18 protein-coding genes are annotated in these 19001 nt (G+C 68.0%); 8 read left to right on the plus strand and 10 right to left on the minus strand.

The features are described 5' to 3' along the window. Nucleotides 1–115 precede the first annotated feature (115 nt). Both ACTXG5_RS21975 and ACTXG5_RS21980 read left to right on the plus strand, forming a co-directional pair. Nucleotides 116–820: an LppX_LprAFG lipoprotein gene (locus ACTXG5_RS21975; RefSeq protein WP_445160801.1), complete on the plus strand. Its 705-nt coding sequence runs from the start codon at nucleotides 116–118 to the stop codon at nucleotides 818–820. A 5-nt stretch (nucleotides 821–825) separates the two neighbouring features. Then, entirely contained in the window at nucleotides 826–2373 is a 1548-nt protein-coding gene (locus ACTXG5_RS21980) for an MFS transporter (RefSeq protein WP_445164539.1), read from the plus strand. Here ACTXG5_RS21980 and ribD read toward each other — a convergent pair. The 4 genes from ribD to fmt form a co-directional block, all read right to left on the minus strand. Then, complete coding sequence (gene ribD, locus ACTXG5_RS21985; RefSeq protein ID WP_445164540.1) at nucleotides 2370–3359, minus strand: bifunctional diaminohydroxyphosphoribosylaminopyrimidine deaminase/5-amino-6-(5-phosphoribosylamino)uracil reductase RibD; 990 nt, start codon at nucleotides 3357–3359, stop codon at nucleotides 2370–2372. The two genes, ACTXG5_RS21980 and ribD, sit on opposite strands and share 4 nt — an antisense overlap. Nucleotides 3360–3394: 35 nt before the next feature. Beyond that, the gene (gene rpe, locus ACTXG5_RS21990; RefSeq protein ID WP_445160802.1) at nucleotides 3395–4084 is read right to left on the minus strand and encodes a ribulose-phosphate 3-epimerase; all 690 of its coding nucleotides are present in this window, start codon (nucleotides 4082–4084) and stop codon (nucleotides 3395–3397) included. A gap of 86 nt (nucleotides 4085–4170) precedes the next feature. Then, a complete protein-coding gene (locus ACTXG5_RS21995; protein ID WP_445160803.1) occupies nucleotides 4171–5559 on the minus strand; it encodes an RsmB/NOP family class I SAM-dependent RNA methyltransferase in 1389 nt (462 codons plus the stop codon). Continuing rightward, nucleotides 5556–6488 (minus strand): methionyl-tRNA formyltransferase, encoded by a 933-nt coding sequence (gene fmt, locus ACTXG5_RS22000; protein ID WP_445160804.1) that lies wholly within the window; start codon nucleotides 6486–6488, stop codon nucleotides 5556–5558. The genes ACTXG5_RS21995 and fmt overlap by 4 nt, the downstream gene beginning before the upstream one ends. A 154-nt stretch (nucleotides 6489–6642) precedes the next feature. On the opposite strand from fmt, the gene ACTXG5_RS22005 reads away from it, so the two are divergent. Beyond that, nucleotides 6643–7467 (plus strand): class I SAM-dependent methyltransferase, encoded by an 825-nt coding sequence (locus ACTXG5_RS22005; protein WP_445160805.1) that lies wholly within the window; start codon nucleotides 6643–6645, stop codon nucleotides 7465–7467. 3 nt (nucleotides 7468–7470) lie between these two features. On the opposite strand, the gene ACTXG5_RS22010 is transcribed toward ACTXG5_RS22005, so the two are convergent. Further along, nucleotides 7471–7953: a MarR family winged helix-turn-helix transcriptional regulator gene (locus ACTXG5_RS22010; protein ID WP_445160806.1), complete on the minus strand. Its 483-nt coding sequence runs from the start codon at nucleotides 7951–7953 to the stop codon at nucleotides 7471–7473. A 440-nt stretch (nucleotides 7954–8393) separates the two neighbouring features. Between ACTXG5_RS22010 and ACTXG5_RS22015 the strand changes: the two genes are divergently transcribed. After that, entirely contained in the window at nucleotides 8394–9050 is a 657-nt protein-coding gene (locus tag ACTXG5_RS22015; RefSeq protein WP_445160807.1) for a hypothetical protein, read from the plus strand. Nucleotides 9051–9094: 44 nt separating this feature from the next. Here the strand turns inward: ACTXG5_RS22015 and ACTXG5_RS22020 are convergent, their stop codons facing one another. Together ACTXG5_RS22020 and ACTXG5_RS22025 are read right to left on the minus strand one after the other, a co-directional pair. Further along, nucleotides 9095–11095, minus strand: a complete 2001-nt coding sequence (locus ACTXG5_RS22020) for a primosomal protein N' (RefSeq protein ID WP_445160808.1) — start codon at nucleotides 11093–11095, stop codon at nucleotides 9095–9097. Nucleotides 11096–11175: 80 nt separating this feature from the next. Beyond that, on the minus strand, nucleotides 11176–11925 hold the full coding sequence (locus tag ACTXG5_RS22025; RefSeq protein WP_445160809.1) for a lysoplasmalogenase: 750 nt from the start codon (nucleotides 11923–11925) through the stop codon (nucleotides 11176–11178). Here ACTXG5_RS22025 and ACTXG5_RS22030 point away from each other — a divergent pair. The 4 genes from ACTXG5_RS22030 to ACTXG5_RS22045 are packed head-to-tail and all read left to right on the plus strand — an operon-like array spanning nucleotide 11924 to nucleotide 15996. Further along, nucleotides 11924–12883 (plus strand): alpha/beta hydrolase, encoded by a 960-nt coding sequence (locus ACTXG5_RS22030; protein ID WP_445160810.1) that lies wholly within the window; start codon nucleotides 11924–11926, stop codon nucleotides 12881–12883. The genes ACTXG5_RS22025 and ACTXG5_RS22030 overlap by 2 nt on opposite strands. A 22-nt stretch (nucleotides 12884–12905) precedes the next feature. Then, the gene (locus ACTXG5_RS22035) at nucleotides 12906–13871 is read left to right on the plus strand and encodes an alpha/beta hydrolase (protein ID WP_445160811.1); all 966 of its coding nucleotides are present in this window, start codon (nucleotides 12906–12908) and stop codon (nucleotides 13869–13871) included. A gap of 11 nt (nucleotides 13872–13882) precedes the next feature. Next, nucleotides 13883–15379 carry a flavin-containing monooxygenase gene (locus ACTXG5_RS22040; protein ID WP_445160812.1) on the plus strand — a complete coding sequence of 499 codons (1497 nt, stop codon included), beginning with the start codon at nucleotides 13883–13885 and terminating at the stop codon, nucleotides 15377–15379. Between the two features lie 23 nt (nucleotides 15380–15402). Continuing rightward, nucleotides 15403–15996, plus strand: coding sequence for a pyridoxamine 5'-phosphate oxidase family protein (locus ACTXG5_RS22045; protein ID WP_445160813.1), 594 nt, complete (start codon nucleotides 15403–15405; stop codon nucleotides 15994–15996). Here ACTXG5_RS22045 and metK read toward each other — a convergent pair. The 3 genes from metK to rpoZ form a co-directional block, all read right to left on the minus strand. Then, complete coding sequence (metK, locus tag ACTXG5_RS22050; protein ID WP_445160814.1) at nucleotides 15993–17204, minus strand: methionine adenosyltransferase; 1212 nt, start codon at nucleotides 17202–17204, stop codon at nucleotides 15993–15995. The two genes, ACTXG5_RS22045 and metK, sit on opposite strands and share 4 nt — an antisense overlap. Before the next feature lie 94 nt (nucleotides 17205–17298). Then, nucleotides 17299–18549: a bifunctional phosphopantothenoylcysteine decarboxylase/phosphopantothenate--cysteine ligase CoaBC gene (gene coaBC / locus ACTXG5_RS22055; RefSeq protein ID WP_445160815.1), complete on the minus strand. Its 1251-nt coding sequence runs from the start codon at nucleotides 18547–18549 to the stop codon at nucleotides 17299–17301. Between the two features lie 65 nt (nucleotides 18550–18614). After that, on the minus strand, nucleotides 18615–18938 hold the full coding sequence (rpoZ, locus tag ACTXG5_RS22060) for a DNA-directed RNA polymerase subunit omega (RefSeq protein ID WP_313864163.1): 324 nt from the start codon (nucleotides 18936–18938) through the stop codon (nucleotides 18615–18617). Between the last annotated feature and the right edge of the window lie 63 nt (nucleotides 18939–19001).

Genomic DNA, 19001 nt, shown 5'->3' on the forward strand with positions numbered 1-19001 from the left:
GCCGGCGCTTTGCCTGGTGAGCGACCACGGCAGACGCCATAAACGCCCTCGTCGGGCCGCGAAGGGGACCCCACGTTCCGAAGCCCGGTCATCGGGACCCTCTACGATGCACGGTATGCAGACACGCCGCCGGCTCACGGCCGTCCTCGTCTCCCTGACCCTCGCCACCGCTGCGATCGCCGGCTGCTCGTCGGGTTCGAAGAACAGTGGCGGCCCCTTGCCCGACGCCACGACTCTTGTCAAACAATCCGCCGACGTCACCAAGGGCCTCAAGAGTGTGCACCTGGTGCTGTCGACCCAGGGCAAGATTCCCGGGCTGCCGATCAAGCAGCTGACCGGCGACCTCACCACGGTCCCGAGCACGGCAGCGTCGGGCAATGCGCAGCTCACGATGGCGGGCTCTGACATCGACGCCAACTTCGTGGTCTACGACTCGGTGCTCTACGCCACGCTCACCCCGAACAAGTGGAGCGATTTCGGTAAGGCCTCCGACGTCTACGACGTCTCGGTACTGCTGAGCCCGGACGCCGGCCTGGGCAATGTGCTGGCGAACTTCACCAGCGCCAAGGCCGAGGGTCGCGAAACGATCAACGGCCAGAGCACCATCAAGATCAGCGGAAATGTCACGGCCGACGCGGTGAACAAGATCATCCCGAGCCTCGCCGCGACGCAGCCCGTACCGGCCACCGTCTGGATTCAGGAGAGTGGCGATCACCAGCTGGTCCAGGCCAACCTGCAGAAGAGCGAAGGCAATTCCGTCCAGATCACCTTGTCGGACTGGGGCAAGCCGGTCACCGTCACCAAGCCCCCGGTGAGCTGATGAGCATGCGAGCAGGACGCGGAATCGCGATCAGCGCCGGCAGCCTCGCCGTACTGCTGGGCGCCCTGGACGCCTATGTCGTCGTCACGATCATGCGCGACATCATGAGCGACGTTCATATCCCGATCAACCAGCTGCAGCGCATCACCTGGATCATCACGATGTACCTGCTGGGCTACATCGCCGCCATGCCGCTGCTGGGGCGTGCTTCTGACCGGTTCGGCCGCAAGCTGGTGCTGCAGGTCAGCCTGGCGCTGTTCATCGTCGGCTCGGTGGTCACGGCGATGGCAGGCCACTGGGGCGATTTCCACATGCTGATCGCCGGCCGCACCATCCAGGGCATCGCCAGTGGCGCGCTGTTGCCGGTCACGCTGGCCCTGGGCGCCGATTTGTGGGCAGAACGCAACCGCGCCAGCGTGCTGGGCGGGATCGGCGCCGCCCAGGAGCTCGGCAGCGTGCTGGGCCCGCTCTATGGGATCTTCATCGTCTGGATGTTCCACGACTGGCGCTACGTGTTCTGGATCAACGTGCCGCTGACCTTGATCGCGATGGTGATGATCCAGTTCAGCCTGCCGTCGCACCAACGCGCGGACGAGCCCGAAAAGGTCGACGTCGTCGGTGGTGTGCTGCTCGCCGTCGCGCTGGGCCTGGCGGTCATCGGGCTCTACAACCCTTCGCCCGACGGCAAACAGATACTGCCCAGCTACGGATTGCCGCTGGTGATCGGCGCGGTCGTGGTCGCGGTGGTGTTCATCCTCTGGGAGCGTTTCTCGCGCACCCGGCTCATCGAACCCACCGGGGTGCACTTCCGGCCGTTCCTGGCCGCACTGGGCGCCTCGGTGGCCGCGGGCGCGGCGCTGATGGTGACCCTGGTCAACGTCGAGCTATTCGGCCAGGGCGTGCTGCAAATGACCCAGGCGCAGGCCGCCGGCTTGCTGCTCTGGTTCCTGATCGCGCTGCCGATCGGCGCGGTGCTGGGCGGTTTCATCGCGACCCGGATCGGCGACCGTGCGATGACGTTCATCGGGCTGCTGATCGCGGCCTACGGGTACTGGCTGATCCATTTCTGGCGGATGGATGTGATGACCCAGCACCACGATCTCTTCGGGGTCAGCCTGCCCCTGGTCCACACGGACCTGCTGGTGGCCGGTCTGGGACTCGGCCTGGTGATCGGACCGCTGACCTCGGCCGCCCTGCGGGTTGTTCCGTCGGCCCAACACGGCATCGCCTCGGCAGCGGTGGTGGTGGCCCGGATGACGGGCATGCTGATCGGCGTTGCGGCGCTGAGCGCCTGGGGCTTGTACCGGTTCAACCAAATCATCGCCGGGCTGTCGGCGAAGATTTCGCCCGATGCCACGCTGCTGGAGCGGGTGACCGCGCAGGCCACCCTGTACCTGAAGGCCTTCGCACTGATGTACGGCGACATATTCGCGGCCACCGTCGTCATCTGCGTGGTGGGAGCGCTGCTGGGGCTGCTTCTCGGCGGCCGAAAAGAACACGCCGAGGAACCGGAGCTCGCCGAGCAGCAGACCGTATCGCTGGGTGAGCGCTAGCCGCTCTGCGGCACCAGACTGAGCAGCAGGTCGGGGCCGACCCGGTCGACGCCATCGAAGCGCCACCGCAATGCCCGCGCGATGGTGGGCACGCCCACGTCGTCGACCGCGGTGACGGGTCCACCCAGCAGGATCGGCGCGACGTAGGTCAGGATCCGGTCGATCGCCCCTTCCCGCAGGAAGGCACTGGCCAGCGTCGGACCGCCCTCCAGTAGTACATCGGTGCGGTCCGAAAGCGCCTTGAGCACTTCCATGGGATCGCGGGTGCGAATCACCATGGTGCGCGAATCGTCGTTGAGAATCTTTGCCTCAGAAGGTATTTCGCGCATACCGACCACGACGCGCAGCGGTTGTTTCGCCGCCGGCGAGCCGTCCGGCAGCCGTGCGGTCAACGCCGGATCGTCGGCCAGTACGGTGCCGGTCCCGACGATGATCGCGTCCGTGGCGGCGCGGCGCCGATGCAGGTCCAACCGTGCCGCCTCGCTGGAGATCCACCGGCTGGTGCCGTCGGCGGCGGCGCTGCGGCCATCAAGGCTGCTGGCGTATTTCCATGTCACGTGCGGCAACCCGGTCCGTTGCTTGTGCAGCCATTCGCGCAACGGCCCGCCGCTGACTTCCTCGGCCAGTACGCCGGACTTGACGTCCACACCCGCTGCCGACAGCCGGGCCGCGCCGCCCGCCGCGATCTCGTTCGGATCGGTGACGGCATAGACGACCGTCCGCACGCCGGCGTCGATCAGCGCGTTCACACACGGCGGAGTCTTGCCGTGGTGGTTACACGGCTCCAGCGTGACCACCGCGGTGCCACCGGCCGCCAGGCTGCCCGCGCGGCGCAGCGCCAGCACCTCGGCGTGGTCGCTGCCGGCCGGCTCGGTGCCGCCGACGCCGACCACCTGGCCGTCGGCGTCCAGAATCACCGCCCCGACCGGCGGGTTCGGGTAGGTGCTGCCCTTGACCAGATACGACTGTTCGATGGCCAGTCGCATCGCGGCGTCGAGGTTGTCGACAGGCTGACGGCGGCTCACCGGCGTAGATGCGCTGACGCGGCGCCGGCCTGTCGCCGTAACGCCGCTACCGCGGCTTCGGGGTCCTGGGCGCCGTAGACCGCGGAACCCGCGACAAAGCAGTCGACTCCGGCCTCGGCGGCCTGCTCGATGGTGTCCGCGCTGATACCGCCGTCGATTTCGATCAGGATGGTCAGCTCCCCCGCGTCGACCAGCTTCCGCACGGTGCGGACTTTGCTCAGCACCTCGGGGATGAAGCTCTGGCCGCCGAAGCCGGGCTCGACCGACATGATGAGCAGGGTGTCGAACTGCGGCAGGATTTCCAGGTAGGGCTCCAGCGGAGTCCCGGGCTTGACACTGATCCCGGCCTTGGCGCCGGCGGCTCGGATATCGCGGGCCACCGCGATCGGATTCTCGGTGGCCTCGGCGTGAAAGGTGACGTTGTAGGCGCCGGCCTCGGCGTACGGCGGCGCCCACCGGTCCGGGTTGTCGATCATCAAATGGCAATCCATCGGAATGCGCGTGGCGGCCAGCAGGCTCTCCACCACCGGCAAACCGATCGTCAGGTTCGGCACGAAGTGGCCGTCCATCACGTCGACGTGCAGCCAATCGGCGCCGGCCACGGCGGCCGCCTCGTCGGCGAGCCGGGCGAAATCGGCGGCCAGGATCGACGGAGCTATCAGGGGCCCACCCGTGCTGCCAGCCATGTGCGCCACATTACTGAGCCCGGCGGCCGAGCTCACGCCAGGCGGACCAGCGCGGCGGCAGCTGGGGTGTTTGTGTCGCCGTCGCGCTACTCCGCTACGCGGACCAGCGCGGCAGCGAACATGGCATCGGTGCCGTGCCGGTGCGGCCACAGCTGCACGTAGGGCCCCTCGCCCACCTCCGCGGGCTCGAACAGCGGCCGGGTATCCAACGCGCGTACCGGATGGCGGCGCAGCGCATCGGCCACCACCCCGACGGTTTCGACAAGATGCGGCGAGCACGTCGAATACAGCACCACGCCGCCCGGTCGGGTCAGCGCGATCGCGGCGGCCAGCAGTTCGCGTTGCAGCTTGGCCAGCGCCGGCACATCGGACGGCTGACGGCGCCAACGGGCCTCCGGCCGGCGGCGCAAGGCACCCAACCCGGTGCAGGGCACATCGACGAGCACCCGGTCGAAACCCGGCTCGAGACCGCTCTGCCGCCCGTCGACTCGCGCCACGTCAATGTCCAGCCCGCGGGTGTTCTCCGCGACCAGGTCCGCGCGACCCGGCGACGGCTCGACCGCGGTGATCCGGGCACCCCGGTCGGCGCCCAGGGCAGCCAGCAGCGCGGTCTTTCCGCCCGGGCCGGCACACAGGTCGAGCCAGCGCCCGGTGTCGCCGTCGACCGGCGCCAGTGTCATCGCGCGGGCCACCAGTTGACTGCCCTCGTCCTGAACCAGGGCCTGGCTGTCGCGCACCGCTGCCAGCTGTCCGGGATCGCCGCCCGGCAGGTACACCGCGTACGGCGAGTAGCGGCCGACGGTGCCGCCGACCGTGTCGGCCAGCTCCCCCGCGCTCAACACTCCCGGACGGGCCGCCAGGTGCACCTGGGGCCGTTCGTCGTCGCTGGCCAGCGCCGCGTCGAGTTCACCGGCGTCCGCGCCCAGCGCGTCGGCGAAGGCCTGGGCAATCCAGCGTGGATGGGAGTGCACGAACGCGGCGTGCCCGATCGGATCCCGCGCTGGGTCGGGGGCCAGTTCGTCGACCCAGGATTTCTCGTCCCGCCCGGCAATCGTCCGCAGCACGCCATTGACGAAACCTGCTCGCGCCGAATCGAATTCGATCCCGGCCTGCTCGACGGTGGTCGACACCGCGGCGTATGCGCCGACTCGGGTGCGCAGCAGTTGGTAGGTGCCCATCCGCAGCAGATCGAGCAACAGCGGATCGATCGCCTCGGGCGCGCGGCCGGCGGCCGCGCCGATGACCGCGTCGAGCAGGCCGCGGGTGCGGCTGGTGCCATAGGTGAGCTCGGTGGCGAACGCCGCGTCACGTCCGCTGATGCCACGATCGCGCAGCAGTGCGGGCAGGGCCAGATTCGCGTACGCGTCGCGCTCGCTGACGGCGCGAAGCACCTGGAGGGTGGCGGCCCGGGCCGGATCCAGCGGCCGGCGCCTTTTCGGTGAGGAAGGCCGGCGTTGCTTCGGGGCCGGGCTCATGATGCCCGCGCGGCGGCGTCGAGCCGGGCACCCCGCGCCCAGTCCACGGCGTTCATGAGCTTCTTGCCGGGGGGCTGAATCTGGCCCAGCCGCACCGGTTCCGAGCCGGTGCCGATCCGCACAATCTTGCGATCCACGTGAATTGCGCCGGGCGGCAACGACTCTGGAGCATCCGCGTCGATCTGCACCGGCCCCAGTTTGATCCGCAGGTCGTCGATCATCGTCCACGCCCCCGGGTTGGGTGTGACAGCGCGGATACGCCGCTCCACCACCGGTGCCGGCAGCTCCCAGCGCACCCGGGCCTCCTCGACGGTGATCTTGGGCGCGATGCTGACCCCGTCGGCGGGTTGCGGTCGCGGCGTCAGCGTCCCGTCGCCGATGCCGTCCAATGTGGCCGAGAGCAACGCCGCACCCGAAATAGCCAGTCGCTCAAGCAGATCGCCGGAAGTATCGGAGGGCCGGATCGTCTCGGTCACGACGCCGTAGACCGGCCCCGAGTCCAGGCTGGGCTCGATCTGAAACGTCGTCGCTCCGGTGATGGTGTCCCCCGCGGCGACGGCGGCCTGTACGGGCGCCGCGCCGCGCCAGGCCGGCAACAGCGAGAAATGCAGGTTGACCCAGCCGCGCGGGGGCACCGCGAGCAGGCCGTCGCGCAGCAGCGCGCCGTACGCCACCACCGGGCAACACTCCGGAGCGAACTCCGCCAGTTCGGCGACGAACTCCGCCGAGTTCGGCCGCACCGGCCGCAGCAACGGAAGACCGCGGTCGAGTGCCTCGCGGGCCACCGGAGACGGCTCCGGCTTGCCGCGCCGACCGGAGGCGGCATCGGGCCGGGTCAGCACGGCGACCACCTCGTGCCGAGGCGAGTCGAGGAGGCGACGCAGCGCGGGCAGCGCTGGTTCGGGGGTGCCGGCGAAGACGAGACGCACTCGGACAGTCTAAGAAGCGCTAGCGTCCGTGCTCCCAGCCGGCTTTCAACCCGCGTACAGCTAACACCAATGTTGCAGACATATATTATTGCCATTGCGTACTATTTCTATTGGCATGGTTGCTGCGCTTCGGCGACATTCTCCAGGAGGTTTGATGACTCTCGACACCGCCATCCACAGCGACCACACGCAGGCCGCCACACATCGGGCGTTATGGGCGCTGGGAGACTACGCGCTGATGGCCGAGGAAGTAATGGCCCCCCTGGGGCCAATCCTGGTCTCCGCCACCGGAATCGGATCCGGCATTCGAGTACTCGATGTGGCCGCCGGCTCGGGCAACATCTCCCTTCCCGCCGCCAGGACGGGGGCCACCGTGGTGTCCACCGACCTCACCCCGGAGCTGCTGCAACGATCCCGGGCGCGGGCCGCAGCACAAGGGTTGACGCTGGACTACCGGGAGGCCAACGCGCAAGCGCTGCCGTTCGGTGACGGTGAGTTCGACATCGTGATGTCGGCGATCGGCGTGCAGTTCGCGCCAGACCATCAACTCGCGGCCCGTGAACTGGTGCGGGTCTGCCGGCCCGGCGGGACGATCGGAGTGATCAGCTGGACCCCGGAAGGATTCTTCGGCCGAATGCTGGCCGCCATCAGGCCATACCGGCCCAGCCTCTCGCCTGCCATACCGCCGGCGGCGTTGTGGGGCCGTGCAGGCTACGCCGCCGGGCTGTTAGGAGATCGAATCGGTCATGTCACAACGGCGCGGGGCATGCTGGAAGTCGACCGATTCGACTGTGCCACGGCCGTTCACGACTACTTCAAGAATCACTACGGCCCGACGATCGAGGCCTACGCGAACATCGGCCACAACCGCGTGCTGGCCGCCGAACTCGACGCGCAACTCGTCGAACTCGCCGAGGAATACCTGGCCGACGGCACCATGCGGTGGGAATACCTGCTGCTCACCGCCGAAAAACGGTGAGCCTTACAGATCGATCTCCAGGTTGGCGTCGGGCTCTCCGCCGGCCGCGGTGAAGGCCGTCAGAGCCCGCACCAGCCCGTGCCGCTCCGCCACCGGCATCTTCTCCACGATGGCGGCGATTTCCGCGCGCCGATAGGCGGTGACCCGCCGCACCGCCTCGCGTCCCCGCTTGGTCAGCGCGGCGATCAGCTCACGCCGGGACGTCGGGTGCGGCAGCCGGTCGATCAGTCCGGCGGCGACGAGCCGGTCGACCATCCGTCCGGTGGCCGACGGTTGCACACCCAGCAGATTGGCGAGCGTGGCCAGGTTGACCGGACCCCGGTTGGACAGGATCACCAGAGTCCGGAACTGCGCCATCGTGATGGTCTCGTCGACCTGCGCGATCGACCGAGCCGATATGCTCATCAGCAACCGGGACGCAGTGAGCAGCGCATCGGTGATGACGTCCAGCGACTCGCCGGCTTCCATCGCGTTCTCCATAGCCATCCAGGCCCCCCTCACTCGGTCCCCAGCCACGAATATCGTAGGAAGGGACTATTTCTCATGAACACTATCGCTGCAGGCGGCGATCCGCGCGGCGGAACGGCAAATTGCTGTCAGGAGCGGTTTTGCGGCCAGGACCTCTGATCGCGTGCGATGAACCTGCGATCCCATCTCACGAGTTCGCGGTCTTACAACGAAGGTCCGAAACCCCGGCCTCGGTGCGGTGAAAAATGCAGCTGTGCAACAGAATTGATTCAGATCAGCCCTGTCCATGACGCTTCGCCACAGCGGATCTAGTCGACGTGCAGCGGGTCCATCTGACCCCATCCGCACCGGCTGGCGAAATCCCGAGTCGGTTGATGAGACGTATTGGCCCACACGGTTATAAGGTCTTCGGCAAACGGCGCGAGAAGAGACACGTCGCAACCGAAAGGCCCTTCACCATGAGATTTGCGACCACGGCACCGCGGCGATTCGGCCCAGGCAAGACGGCCGCCTTCGCCGCCGCTGTCGGGTTGGCACTCTCGGCCACGGTCGTCGCGCTTCCAGCGGTGGCCTCGGCCGACAGCAGGACGCAAACCTACGACATCTGGAATTTGACCAGCACCGCTCTCAATATCACCGGCTACGAGAACGCCAGGGACTACAACAAGGTGCCGGCGGACAAGCTCCCGCAGGCCAAGGTCATTCCGCTGGGCAAGAACTTCCAAATAACGATCGCGATCGGCCAAGGGGTGATCACCAGCTTCGCGGGCAGCCAGCCGGCCCAGCAGGGGGGTACGCAGACGTGGCAGGTCTCGACGCTCCTCGAAGATATGGATTCCATTCCCGCCCCGCTAGTCCATCTGGTCTGCATTCCCGGCGACACCCGGATTGCCGCATGCGGTGTCACCAGCGGCAACAACGTCCGAGCGCTGGCCGATGCGCCGGGTACGACCATCAATGTCCCTGCCTCCGATACGAACAAGCAGGCCGAGCTGAGGTCGGCGTTCTGCGACCATCCGTATCGCCAGACTCTGCAGATCCAGTGCAAAGACTTCGCCGGCTCCAAGCTCGTCATCGCGGGGAACACAACCTGGACGTGGCCGGCCGGTAGATGAAAAGCACATCCGTGCAACAGAATTGAACGTGCGACGAGATCGCTCTAGCCGATCTGCAGCGGGTCGATCTGCACCCGCACCGGCTCGTGAGATTGCCGAGCGCTGAGCACGCCGACGCCGCGGCGCAGGCTCCCCGCCAGCTCTAGGCCCTGCTCGCGGGGTATCCGTACCAGCATCCTGATCACCGGCACGCCAGCCGGGGTTCCGGGCGGTCGGCGCACGCCCGGCGGCAGATCGACCGGGCCGAGCTGCTCGGCGCCGTCGGGCAAGTGGGCCTCGTCGAGCAACGCGGCGACCGCGTCGGCGCTGCCGTCGATGGCCGCCATGTGCACGCTGGGCGGCAGGCCGACCTCACCGCGAGCCGCCAGCTCAGCCTCCGCATGCCCCACCGGATCCCATCGGATCAGCGATTGCACCGTCGGGATGGTCGAGTCGGCGATCACGGTGACCACACCGCCGTCGCCGCGGGCCCGCACCAGCGCCGCGGCGGACATCCAGCGCCACAGCGCGTCCTCGGCGGCGCGCAGATCCTGGCGGCCCAGCAGTGCCCAGGTGTCCAGCAGCAGCGCCGCGCCATACCCGCCGTCGGCGCGGGGTTCGGCACCCGGCGTCGCGACCACCAGGGCCGGGTGCGCGGCGACCTCGGCCACGATCGCATCACCCGCCGAGGTGATGACCTGCGTGCCGGCGAACGCGCGGCCCAGCTCCTCGGCGGTGCGCCGGGCCCCGACCACCACCGCGCGTACCGCATCCGACCCGCACCGGACGCAGCGCAGCGCCGGTTCGGCACGTCCGCACCACCGGCACACCGCCCCGGGTCCCTGCTCTTGCAGCGACATTGGACCGGTGCAGTGCCGGCAGCGGGCGATCGCGCGGCAACGCCCGCAGGCCAGCGACGGCACGTAGCCGCGGCGCGGCACCTGGACCAGCACCGGCGCCCCGGCCTCCAGCGACGAGCGGGCGGCGCGCAGCGCGATCGACGGAATCCGCGCGGAGCGGGCCGCCGGGTCACGCTCGTCGGCGTAGCCGGTGTCGTCGAGGGCGACCACCCGCGGCGTGCGGGCCCGCACCACGGGCCGCGTCGCGACGATGTCCTGGGCCCAACCGCTGCGCACCAGCGCGTGGGCCTCGGCGGTGCGGGAGTAGCCGCCGATCAGCGCCGCGCACCGGGCCTGATGCGCGCGCAGCATCGCCACCTCGCGAGCATGCGGGTAGGGCGCCCGCGGCTCGGCCAGGCTGTCGTCGGCATCCGACCAGACCATGACCAGTCCCAGGTCGTCCAGCGGCGCGAAAACCGCACTGCGGGTACCGATCACCAATCGCGCCCTGCCCCGCAGCGCCGCCAGCCAACGCCGGTAGCGCGCCGCCGGCCCCAGCCCCGCCGACAGCGCCACCACGCTGTCCTCGTCGACCCGGGCGGTCACGGCCAGCCACAGCATGTCCAGATCCCGCTGATCGGGCACGATCGCCAGCGCCGCGCGCCCGGCGCGGAGCGTCTGCGCGGCGGCCTCCGCGAAGCGGTCCGCCCACTGCTCGCCCGGCAGCGCCTGCCACACGGCCCGCGCGGCACGTGACTCGGCCAGGGCGGACAGGAACTGCTCGCCGCGGCTGTACACCTCCCAACAGGACGGGTCGACCGGTGCGGGGGTCGGCAGCGGCGGGAGTGCCGTGGATTCCCGCTCCACCCTGGCGTGCCGGGCCGGGACCGCCAGCCGCAACACGTCCGGACGCGTTCCCGCGTAACGCGCCGCCACGGCGTCCACCAGTCGGCGAATTTCCGGGGTGAACACCGGTTCGGCCGACACGACGCGATCGAGCCAGCCCAGCTTGCCGGCGTGGTCGGTGTCGTTGCGGCGCTCCAGCACAAACCCGTCGACCAGGCGGCCGTGAAACCGGACCCGCACCCGCACCCCCGGCTGGGCGTCGTCGGATTGCTCGGCCGACACCAGGTAGTCGAACTCACGATCCAGGTGCGGCACCGACAGCATCGGCAGCACCCGGGCGATCGGTTCCACCTCGACGGGCGTGCGCGCGGTTCCGCTCACAGCACCCTCGAGTCACGAAATACGTTGCCAGCCAACATGGTTACCGTCCGTGGCCACACGATAGCGGCGACCACCGACAGTCAGCCTTGGGCAGGTTCGGGGCCATTGTCAGGGGCGTCGCCGGCTTCGTCTCGACCGAAGAAGAATCCCGCCGTGATCAGGATCAGGGCCGCGGCGTACAGCCACCAGATCGGCACCGCCAACGCCTCGTGGCCCAGGATGAACCGGCTGAGCGCGATCATCGTGTCCGATGCCATGAAACACAGCGCCCCCGCCGGCACCCAGATCGTCGGCAGCTGCGCCGCCAGCGCCGTACACACCATCGCGGTCAGCACGACGACGTAAACGGTGACCGGGATGGTCAAGTTGTCATGACCCAAGTGAGGCCAGATCCACACCAGCAACGCGATCGCGGCCAGGCACACCACCACGATGGTGACGATGCGGGCCCGCGACAGCGCCTCTTTGACCACTAACGGGAGCAGCGCGCCGATGAAACACAGGTGCGCCGACAGAAATGCCGCCAGCCCCAAGACAAATGACATGGTCCACCACGGGATCGCCAAGAGCCAGTCGCCGGTGGCCGACAGCAGTAGCGCGGGCATCAACCAGCGCCGCTCGCTGACGATGGGGTGCGCGAACGCGGCAACCGTCAGCAGCAACGCCATCAACGCCTTGAACGGCGGCTGCAGAATCCAATGTCCGGTGAGCTCCATTCCCGGCGGGGAACGCACGGCAATCACGGTCAAGTAGACGCCGTAGGCGATGCCCGCCCAGCCGGCCGCCACCCAGGCACCGGCTACCACGCGGGGTGCGTACGGTACCTGCATGCCCAGCTTTGACAAAGCCGACGAGAAACCTCCTATCGACCCCATTCTGCTGAAGGTACTCGACGCGGTTCCGTTCCGGCTATCCACCGACGACGGTATCGACGCTGCGCGCCAGCGGTTCCGCGATCTGCCGCGCCGGCCGCTGCACCCCGAACTGCGCGTCGAGGACCGGACCATCGAGGGGCCGGCTGGTTCCATTGGCATCCGGATCTATTGGCCGCCAACAGGTTCCGGCGACGGCGCGGCGCCTGTCGTGGTGTACTTCCACGGCGGCGGGTTCGTCATCGGCGATCTCGACACCCACGACGGCACCGCCCGCCAGCATGCGGTGGGCGCCGACGCGATCGTGGTGTCCGTCGATTACCGGCTGGCGCCCGAGCACCCGTATCCCGCTGCCGTCGAAGATGCTTGGGCCGCGACGCGGTGGGTCGCCGAGCACGGCGCCGGGCTCGGTGCGGACACCGCGCGGATGGCCGTCGCCGGGGATTCGGCGGGCGGCAACATCGCCGCGGCGGTCGCCCAGCAGGCCCGCGACGAGGGCGGACCGCCGATCCTCTTCCAGCTGTTGTGGTATCCCTCCGTCTTGTGGGACGAGTCGCTGCCGTCCTTCGCCGAGAATGCGACCGCGCCGATTCTTGACACGAGGGCCATCGCGCAGTTTTCCCGTTGGTACGCAGGCGATGTCAACTTGTCCGACCCGCCTGCGGGAATGGCGCCGGGGCGGGCGAAGAACTTGGCCGACCTGCCGCCGGCCTATATCGGCGTCGCCGGTTACGACCCGCTGCGCGACGACGGCATCGGCTACGGCAAGCTGCTGGCCGCCGCGGGCGTGCCCACCGAGGTGCACAACGCCGAGACAATGGTGCACGGCTACCTCGGCTATGCGGGCGTGGTGCCGGCCGCCACGGCCGGATCCGACCGGGGGCTCGCAGCGCTAAGGAATGCGCTGCACAGGTAAACACCGGGGGTACGGTGGACGAATGATTGAGCCACCCCAGGCCCGACCAGGCATCGATCCGACCTTCAAGGCGTTGCTGGACGCCTTCACCATGAAATTCGATGCGGACGACGGCGTCGAGCTTGCCCGCACCCGATTGCGCCAGCTCAAGGTGCCGGAGGAATTGCTGCCGCCGCTGCGCATCGAAGACCGCACGATCAGCCACGGCGACCTCACCGACATCCCGGTCCGGATCTACTGGCCGCCGGACCCCGAGGCGCCCCCGCCCGTTGTCGTCTTCTACCACGGCGGCGGTTTCTGCCTGGGCGATCTGGAGACCCACGACCCGGTCGCCCGTGCGCACGCGCTCGGCGCCGAGGCCATCCTGGTGTCCGTCGACTACCGCCTCGCCCCCGAACACCCTTTTCCGGCCGGCGTGAACGACAGCTGGGCCGCGTTGCAATGGGTCGGCGAGCATGCCGCCGAACTGGGCGGTGACCCGAGCCGTATCGCCGTCGCCGGTGACTCCGCCGGCGGGAACCTCGCGGCGGTCGTGGCACTGCTGGCCCGCGACAACGGCGGGCCGGCGCTGGCATTCCAGCTGCTGTGGTATCCGGTCACCACCGCTGACCTGTCGCTGCCCTCGCACACCGAGAACGCCGTCGCACCGGTGCTGGACCGTGAAGTGATCGAGGCATTCCTGGCCTGGTATCTGCCCGGGGTCGACATCGACGGCGACCCCAAGACGCTGCCCGTCACCCTGGCCCCGGCCAACGCCGCCGACCTGTCCGGTTTGCCGCCCGCCTACATCGGGACGGCCGAACACGATCCGTTGCGTGACGACGGGGCGCGCTACGCGGAACTGCTCAGCGCCGCGGGTGTACCCGTCGAACTGAGCAACGAGCCCACCATGGTGCACGCCTACGCCAGCTTCGCCATGGTGATCCCCGCTGCCGCGGAGGCCACCGAGCGCGGACTTCGGGCGCTGCGGAAGGCGTTGCACCCCTAGGCTGGCAGTCGATGAGCCCGGAGACGAAAGAGCACCCCGACTATCACACCCTGATCGTCGGTGCCGGATTCTCCGGCATCGGCGCCGCCATCAAGCTCGACCAGGCGGGACTTTCCGATTACCTGGTGATCGAAGCCGGCGACGGAGTGGGTGGCACCTGGCACTGGAACACCTATCCCGGTATCGCCGTAGATATTCCGTCGTTCTCCTATCAATTCTCCTTCGAGCAGAGTCGGCAATGGTCACGCACCTACGCGCCGGGCCGGGAGCTGAAGGCCTACGCCGAACACTGCGTCGACAAATATGGCATCCGATCGCGGATCCGGTTCAACACCAAGGTCCTTTCCGCCGAGTTCGACGACGAGCACGCGGTGTGGCGAGTGCAGACGGATCCGGGCGGCGTGGTCACGGCCAGATTCCTGATCAGCGCCAGCGGCGTGCTCACCGTGCCGAACCTGCCCGACATCGACGGCGTGGACTCCTTCGACGGCCTCACCATGCACACCGCGCGCTGGGATCACAGCCAGGACCTGACCGGCAAGCGCGTCGCCATCATCGGCACCGGCGCCTCGGCCGTGCAGGTGATCCCGGAAATCGCGCCAATTGCCGCCCAGCTCACCGTATTTCAGCGCACCCCGATCTGGTGCTTCCCTAAATTCGACGTCCCGCTGCCGGCGCGGCTGCGCTGGGCAATGCGGCTTCCCGGCGTCGCGGCCGTCCAGCGACTGCTCAGTCAGGCGTTCGTCGAGTTGAGCTTCACGATCGCCGCGCAGTACTTCACGGTGATCCCGCTGGCCAAGCGGATGGGGCACGTCGGTCGCCGTTATCTGCGTCAGCAGGTCGATGACCCGGACGTGCGCGAGCAACTCACTCCGCGGTACGCCGTGGGATGCAAGCGGCCCGGTTTTCACAACGGTTACCTGGCCACGTTCAACCGCGACAACGTGCGGCTGGTCACCGAGCCGATCGAGAAGATCACCCCCGAGGCGGTGGCCACCACCGACGGCGAGCACCACGAGATCGATGTGCTGGTGCTGGCGACCGGTTTCAAGGTGATGGACGCCGACACCATGCCGACCTTTGCGATCGCCGGAAGCGGCGGCACAACGCTGACCGAGTTCTGGGACGAGCACCGGCTGCAGGCCTATGAGGGTGTCAGCGTGCCGGGATTCCCGAACATGTTCAGCATCATGGGTCCGTACGGCTACGTCGGCTCTTCGTACTTCGCGCTGATCGAGACGCAGACCCACCACATCGTGCGGTGCCTGAAGCGGGCCCGGCGCAACGGCGCGGCGCGTGTCGAGGTGACCGAAACGGCCAACAGTCGCTACTTCGCCGAGATGATGCGCAAGCGGCACCGTCAGATCTTCTGGCAGGACAGTTGCCGACTGGCCAACAGCTACTACTTCGACAAGAACGGTGACGTGCCGATACGTCCCACCACCACGTTGGAGGCCTACTGGCGTAGTCGTCGTTTCGACCTCGACGACTATCGATTCATCGGCTAGCTGCCAAACGCTAGGGTCGAGGGATGTCGAAGGAGTTTTCGTCTATCGACGCGTCGCTGCGAGAGTTCATCGGCCAGCAGGCCATGTTCTTCGTAGCTACCGCGCCATCTGAGGGCGGGCGAATTAACCTCTCCCCCAAGGGCTACCAAGACACCTTCGCCGTACTCGACGATCACACCGTCGCGTATCTCGACCTGTTCGGCAGCGGCGCGGAAACAATCGCACACCTGCGCGACAACGGCCGGATCACCCTGATGTTCTGCTCGTTCACCCGAAACTCGCGGATCCTGCGATTGTTCGGCACCGGGCGTGCGGTGCGCCCGGACGACGCCGAATTCCCTGGTCTGCTAGCGCATTTCGGGGACCAGCATGCCGGCGTCCGGGCCGCCATCGTCATCGATGTCGAGCGGATCGCCGACGCCTGCGGATACGCGGTGCCGTACTACGACCTCGTCGATGAACGGCCGGTGCTCGACACCTACCACGCCAAAGCGACCGACGACACCTACGTGCGCGCCGTCGGTCGCAATCAGCACAGCATCGACGGACTGCCCGCGCTGGACGCCGACCACCCACTGCCCCCCAGCGTCGAACGCGCAGAGGCGCCGAACGGCTAGATGGCGCGCTTGAGGTCGTCGACCTTGTCCAGCTGCTCCCACGGCAGCTCGATGTCGGTGCGGCCGAAGTGCCCGTACGCGGCGGTCTGCGCGTAGATCGGGCGCAGCAGGTCCAGGTCACGAATGATCGCACCGGGCCGCAGGTCGAATACCTCGGGGACGATCTTCTCGATCTTGACCGGGTCGACCGTCGCGGTGCCGAACGTCTCGATGAACAGACCGACCGGTGCCGCCTTGCCGATCGCGTAGGCGACCTGCACCTCGACCCGCTCAGCCAGCCCGGCGGCGACGATGTTCTTGGCCACCCAGCGCATCGCGTACGCCGCCGACCGGTCCACCTTGGACGGATCCTTGCCGGAGAAGGCGCCGCCACCGTGGCGGGCCCAGCCGCCGTACGTGTCGACGATGATCTTGCGGCCGGTCAGGCCGGCGTCACCCATCGGGCCACCCAGGACGAACTTTCCGGTCGGGTTGACCAGCACGCGCGTCGACGACGAGTCCAGGGTGTCGTGGGCCAGTTCCTCGAGCACGGTCTTGAGCACGTGCTCCCGAATGTCGGGGTCCAGCGTGTTCACCAGGTCGATACCGTCTGCGTGCTGGGTGGAGACGACCACGGTGTCCAGGCGGACCGGAACGTCGTCCTCGTAGGCGATGGTGACCTGCGTCTTGCCGTCGGGGCGCAGGTAGGGCAGCGTGCCGTTCTTGCGGACCTCGGTCAGCTTCCGCGACAGCCGGTGGGCCAGCGCGATGGGCAGCGGCATCCGCTCCGGGGTGTCGTTGATCGCGTAGCCGAACATCAGGCCCTGGTCGCCGGCGCCCTGGGCGTCCAGCGGGTCCGCGGCGCCCTCGACGCGGGTCTCGTGGGCGGTGTCGACGCCCTGGGCGATGTCGGGCGACTGCGCGCCGATGCCAATGTTCACACCGCACGTCAGCCCGTCGAAGCCCTTGTCCGACGAGTCGTAGCCGATGTCGAGGATGCGCTCGCGCACCGTGTTGGTGATGTCGGCGAACGCCGATTTGGCGGTTGTCGTGACCTCGCCGACCACGTGCACCTGCCCGGTGGTGACCAGCGTTTCGACCGCGACACGTGAGCGGGGATCCTCCGCCAGAAGCGCGTCGAGGACCGAGTCGCTGATCGCGTCGCAGATCTTGTCGGGATGCCCCTCGGTCACCGACTCACTGGTAAACAGCCGACCCTTTTCGCTCACTCTGTGATCCTTTCGTGCTGACTAATGTTAGTTAGGCAAATTATTTTAAACGCCTTCAACTCAACCGGCTCAACCGGGCGATTGCAACCTGGCGCTATCCGTTATCACCGTGCAGGAACGTGACGATCGCGTCGACGATGCGACTGGCCATCAGCGTCTTAGAACCGGGCTGGAGCGCCGATTCGGTCCCGTCGGACGCCAGCAGCCAGCCGTCGTTGTTGTCCACCTCGAACGCCCTGCCATCGCCAACAGCGTTGACGACTAACAGGTCACATCCCTTGCGGCGCAACTTCGCCCGGGCGTGGAACAGCACATCGCCGTTGGCGTCGCCGGTCTCGGCGGCGAAACCCACAATCGCCCGCATGTTGGGCAGCTCGCCGTGCGCTCGCCCACGTACCGCGCCGGCCAGCACGTCGTCGTTGCGCACCAATGTGATCAGTGGCGGCTCGTCCTGATCGCCAGGGCCTTTTTTGATCTTCGCGGCGGCAACCTGCGCGGGCCGGAAGTCGGCAACCGCGGCCGCCATCACCAGTACGTCGACGTCGGGAGCGTGCTTGGATACCGCGTCGGCGAGTTGCTGCGCAGAACTGATCTGCACCACTTCGACGCCGGCGGGGTCGATGAGCCCGGCCGTATGGCCGGCGATCAGCATGACCTCGGCGCCGCGTTGCGCGGCGACCCGCGCGACGGCATAGCCCTGCTTGCCCGAGCTGCGGTTGCCGATGAAGCGAACCGGATCGATCGGCTCGCGGGTACCACCCGCGGTCACCAGCACCTTGCGGCCGGCCAGGTCGTAGGGCAGCGCGTCGGAGCGCTCCAGCAGCAGGTGAGCAAGGGTGGTGATCTCTTCGGCCTCGGGCAGCCTGCCTTTGCCGCTGTCCGCGCCGGTGAGCCGTCCGAACGCGGGTTCCAGCACGACAGCGCCCCGGCGCCGCAATGTGGCCACATTGTCGACGGTGGCCGGGTGTAACCACATCTCGGTGTGCATCGCCGGCGCGAACAGCACCGGACATCGCGCGGTGAGCAGCGTGGCGGTCAGCAGATCGTCGGCGCGGCCGTGTACCGCGCGGGCCAACAGGTCAGCGGTGGCCGGTGCCACCACCACCAGGTCGGCGTGCTGGCCGAGCCGGACATGCGGCACCTCGGGAACGTCGGAGAAGACGCCGGTGTGCACCGGCTGTCCGGAGAGCGCCTCGAAGGTGGCGGCCCCGACAAAGCGCAACGCGGATTCGGTGGGGATGACGCGGACGTCATGGCCCGCCTCGGCGAGCTGCCGGACGACGGTGCATGCCTTGTACGCGGCGATCCCCCCGGAGACGCCGACGACGATCCGCTTGCGATCCACCTACGCCGGCCCTTCTTCGTTGAAGAGGCTCTCCATGACGATCACAGCCGCCCGGCTCCGTCCTGTTACTCGCCCTCGGTGTGTTCGAGCAGGTCGGCGTGGATCTCACGCATCGCGATCGAGAGCGGCTTTTCCTGCAGACCGGGCTCGACCAGCGGGCCGACGTACTCGAGGATGCCCTCGCCGAGCTGGTTGTAGTAATCGTTGATTTGCCGAGCTCGTTTGGCCGCGTAGATGACCAGTGCGTACTTGCTCGAGACACGGTCGAGCAACTCGTCGATGGGCGGGTTGGTGATGCCCAGCGGGGTGTCGTACGTGCGCGGCCCGCCTGCCGAAGGATCGAATTGATCGACGGCGGCCAGCGACGTATCAGACTGCGGAATACTCACTTAAGACTTTCTCCTGGCGCGTAGAGCGGTTGAAATAGCTAGAAACTCTGATTCTTCATCGCA

Source organism: Mycobacterium sp. Dal123C01 (assembly GCF_052566995.1).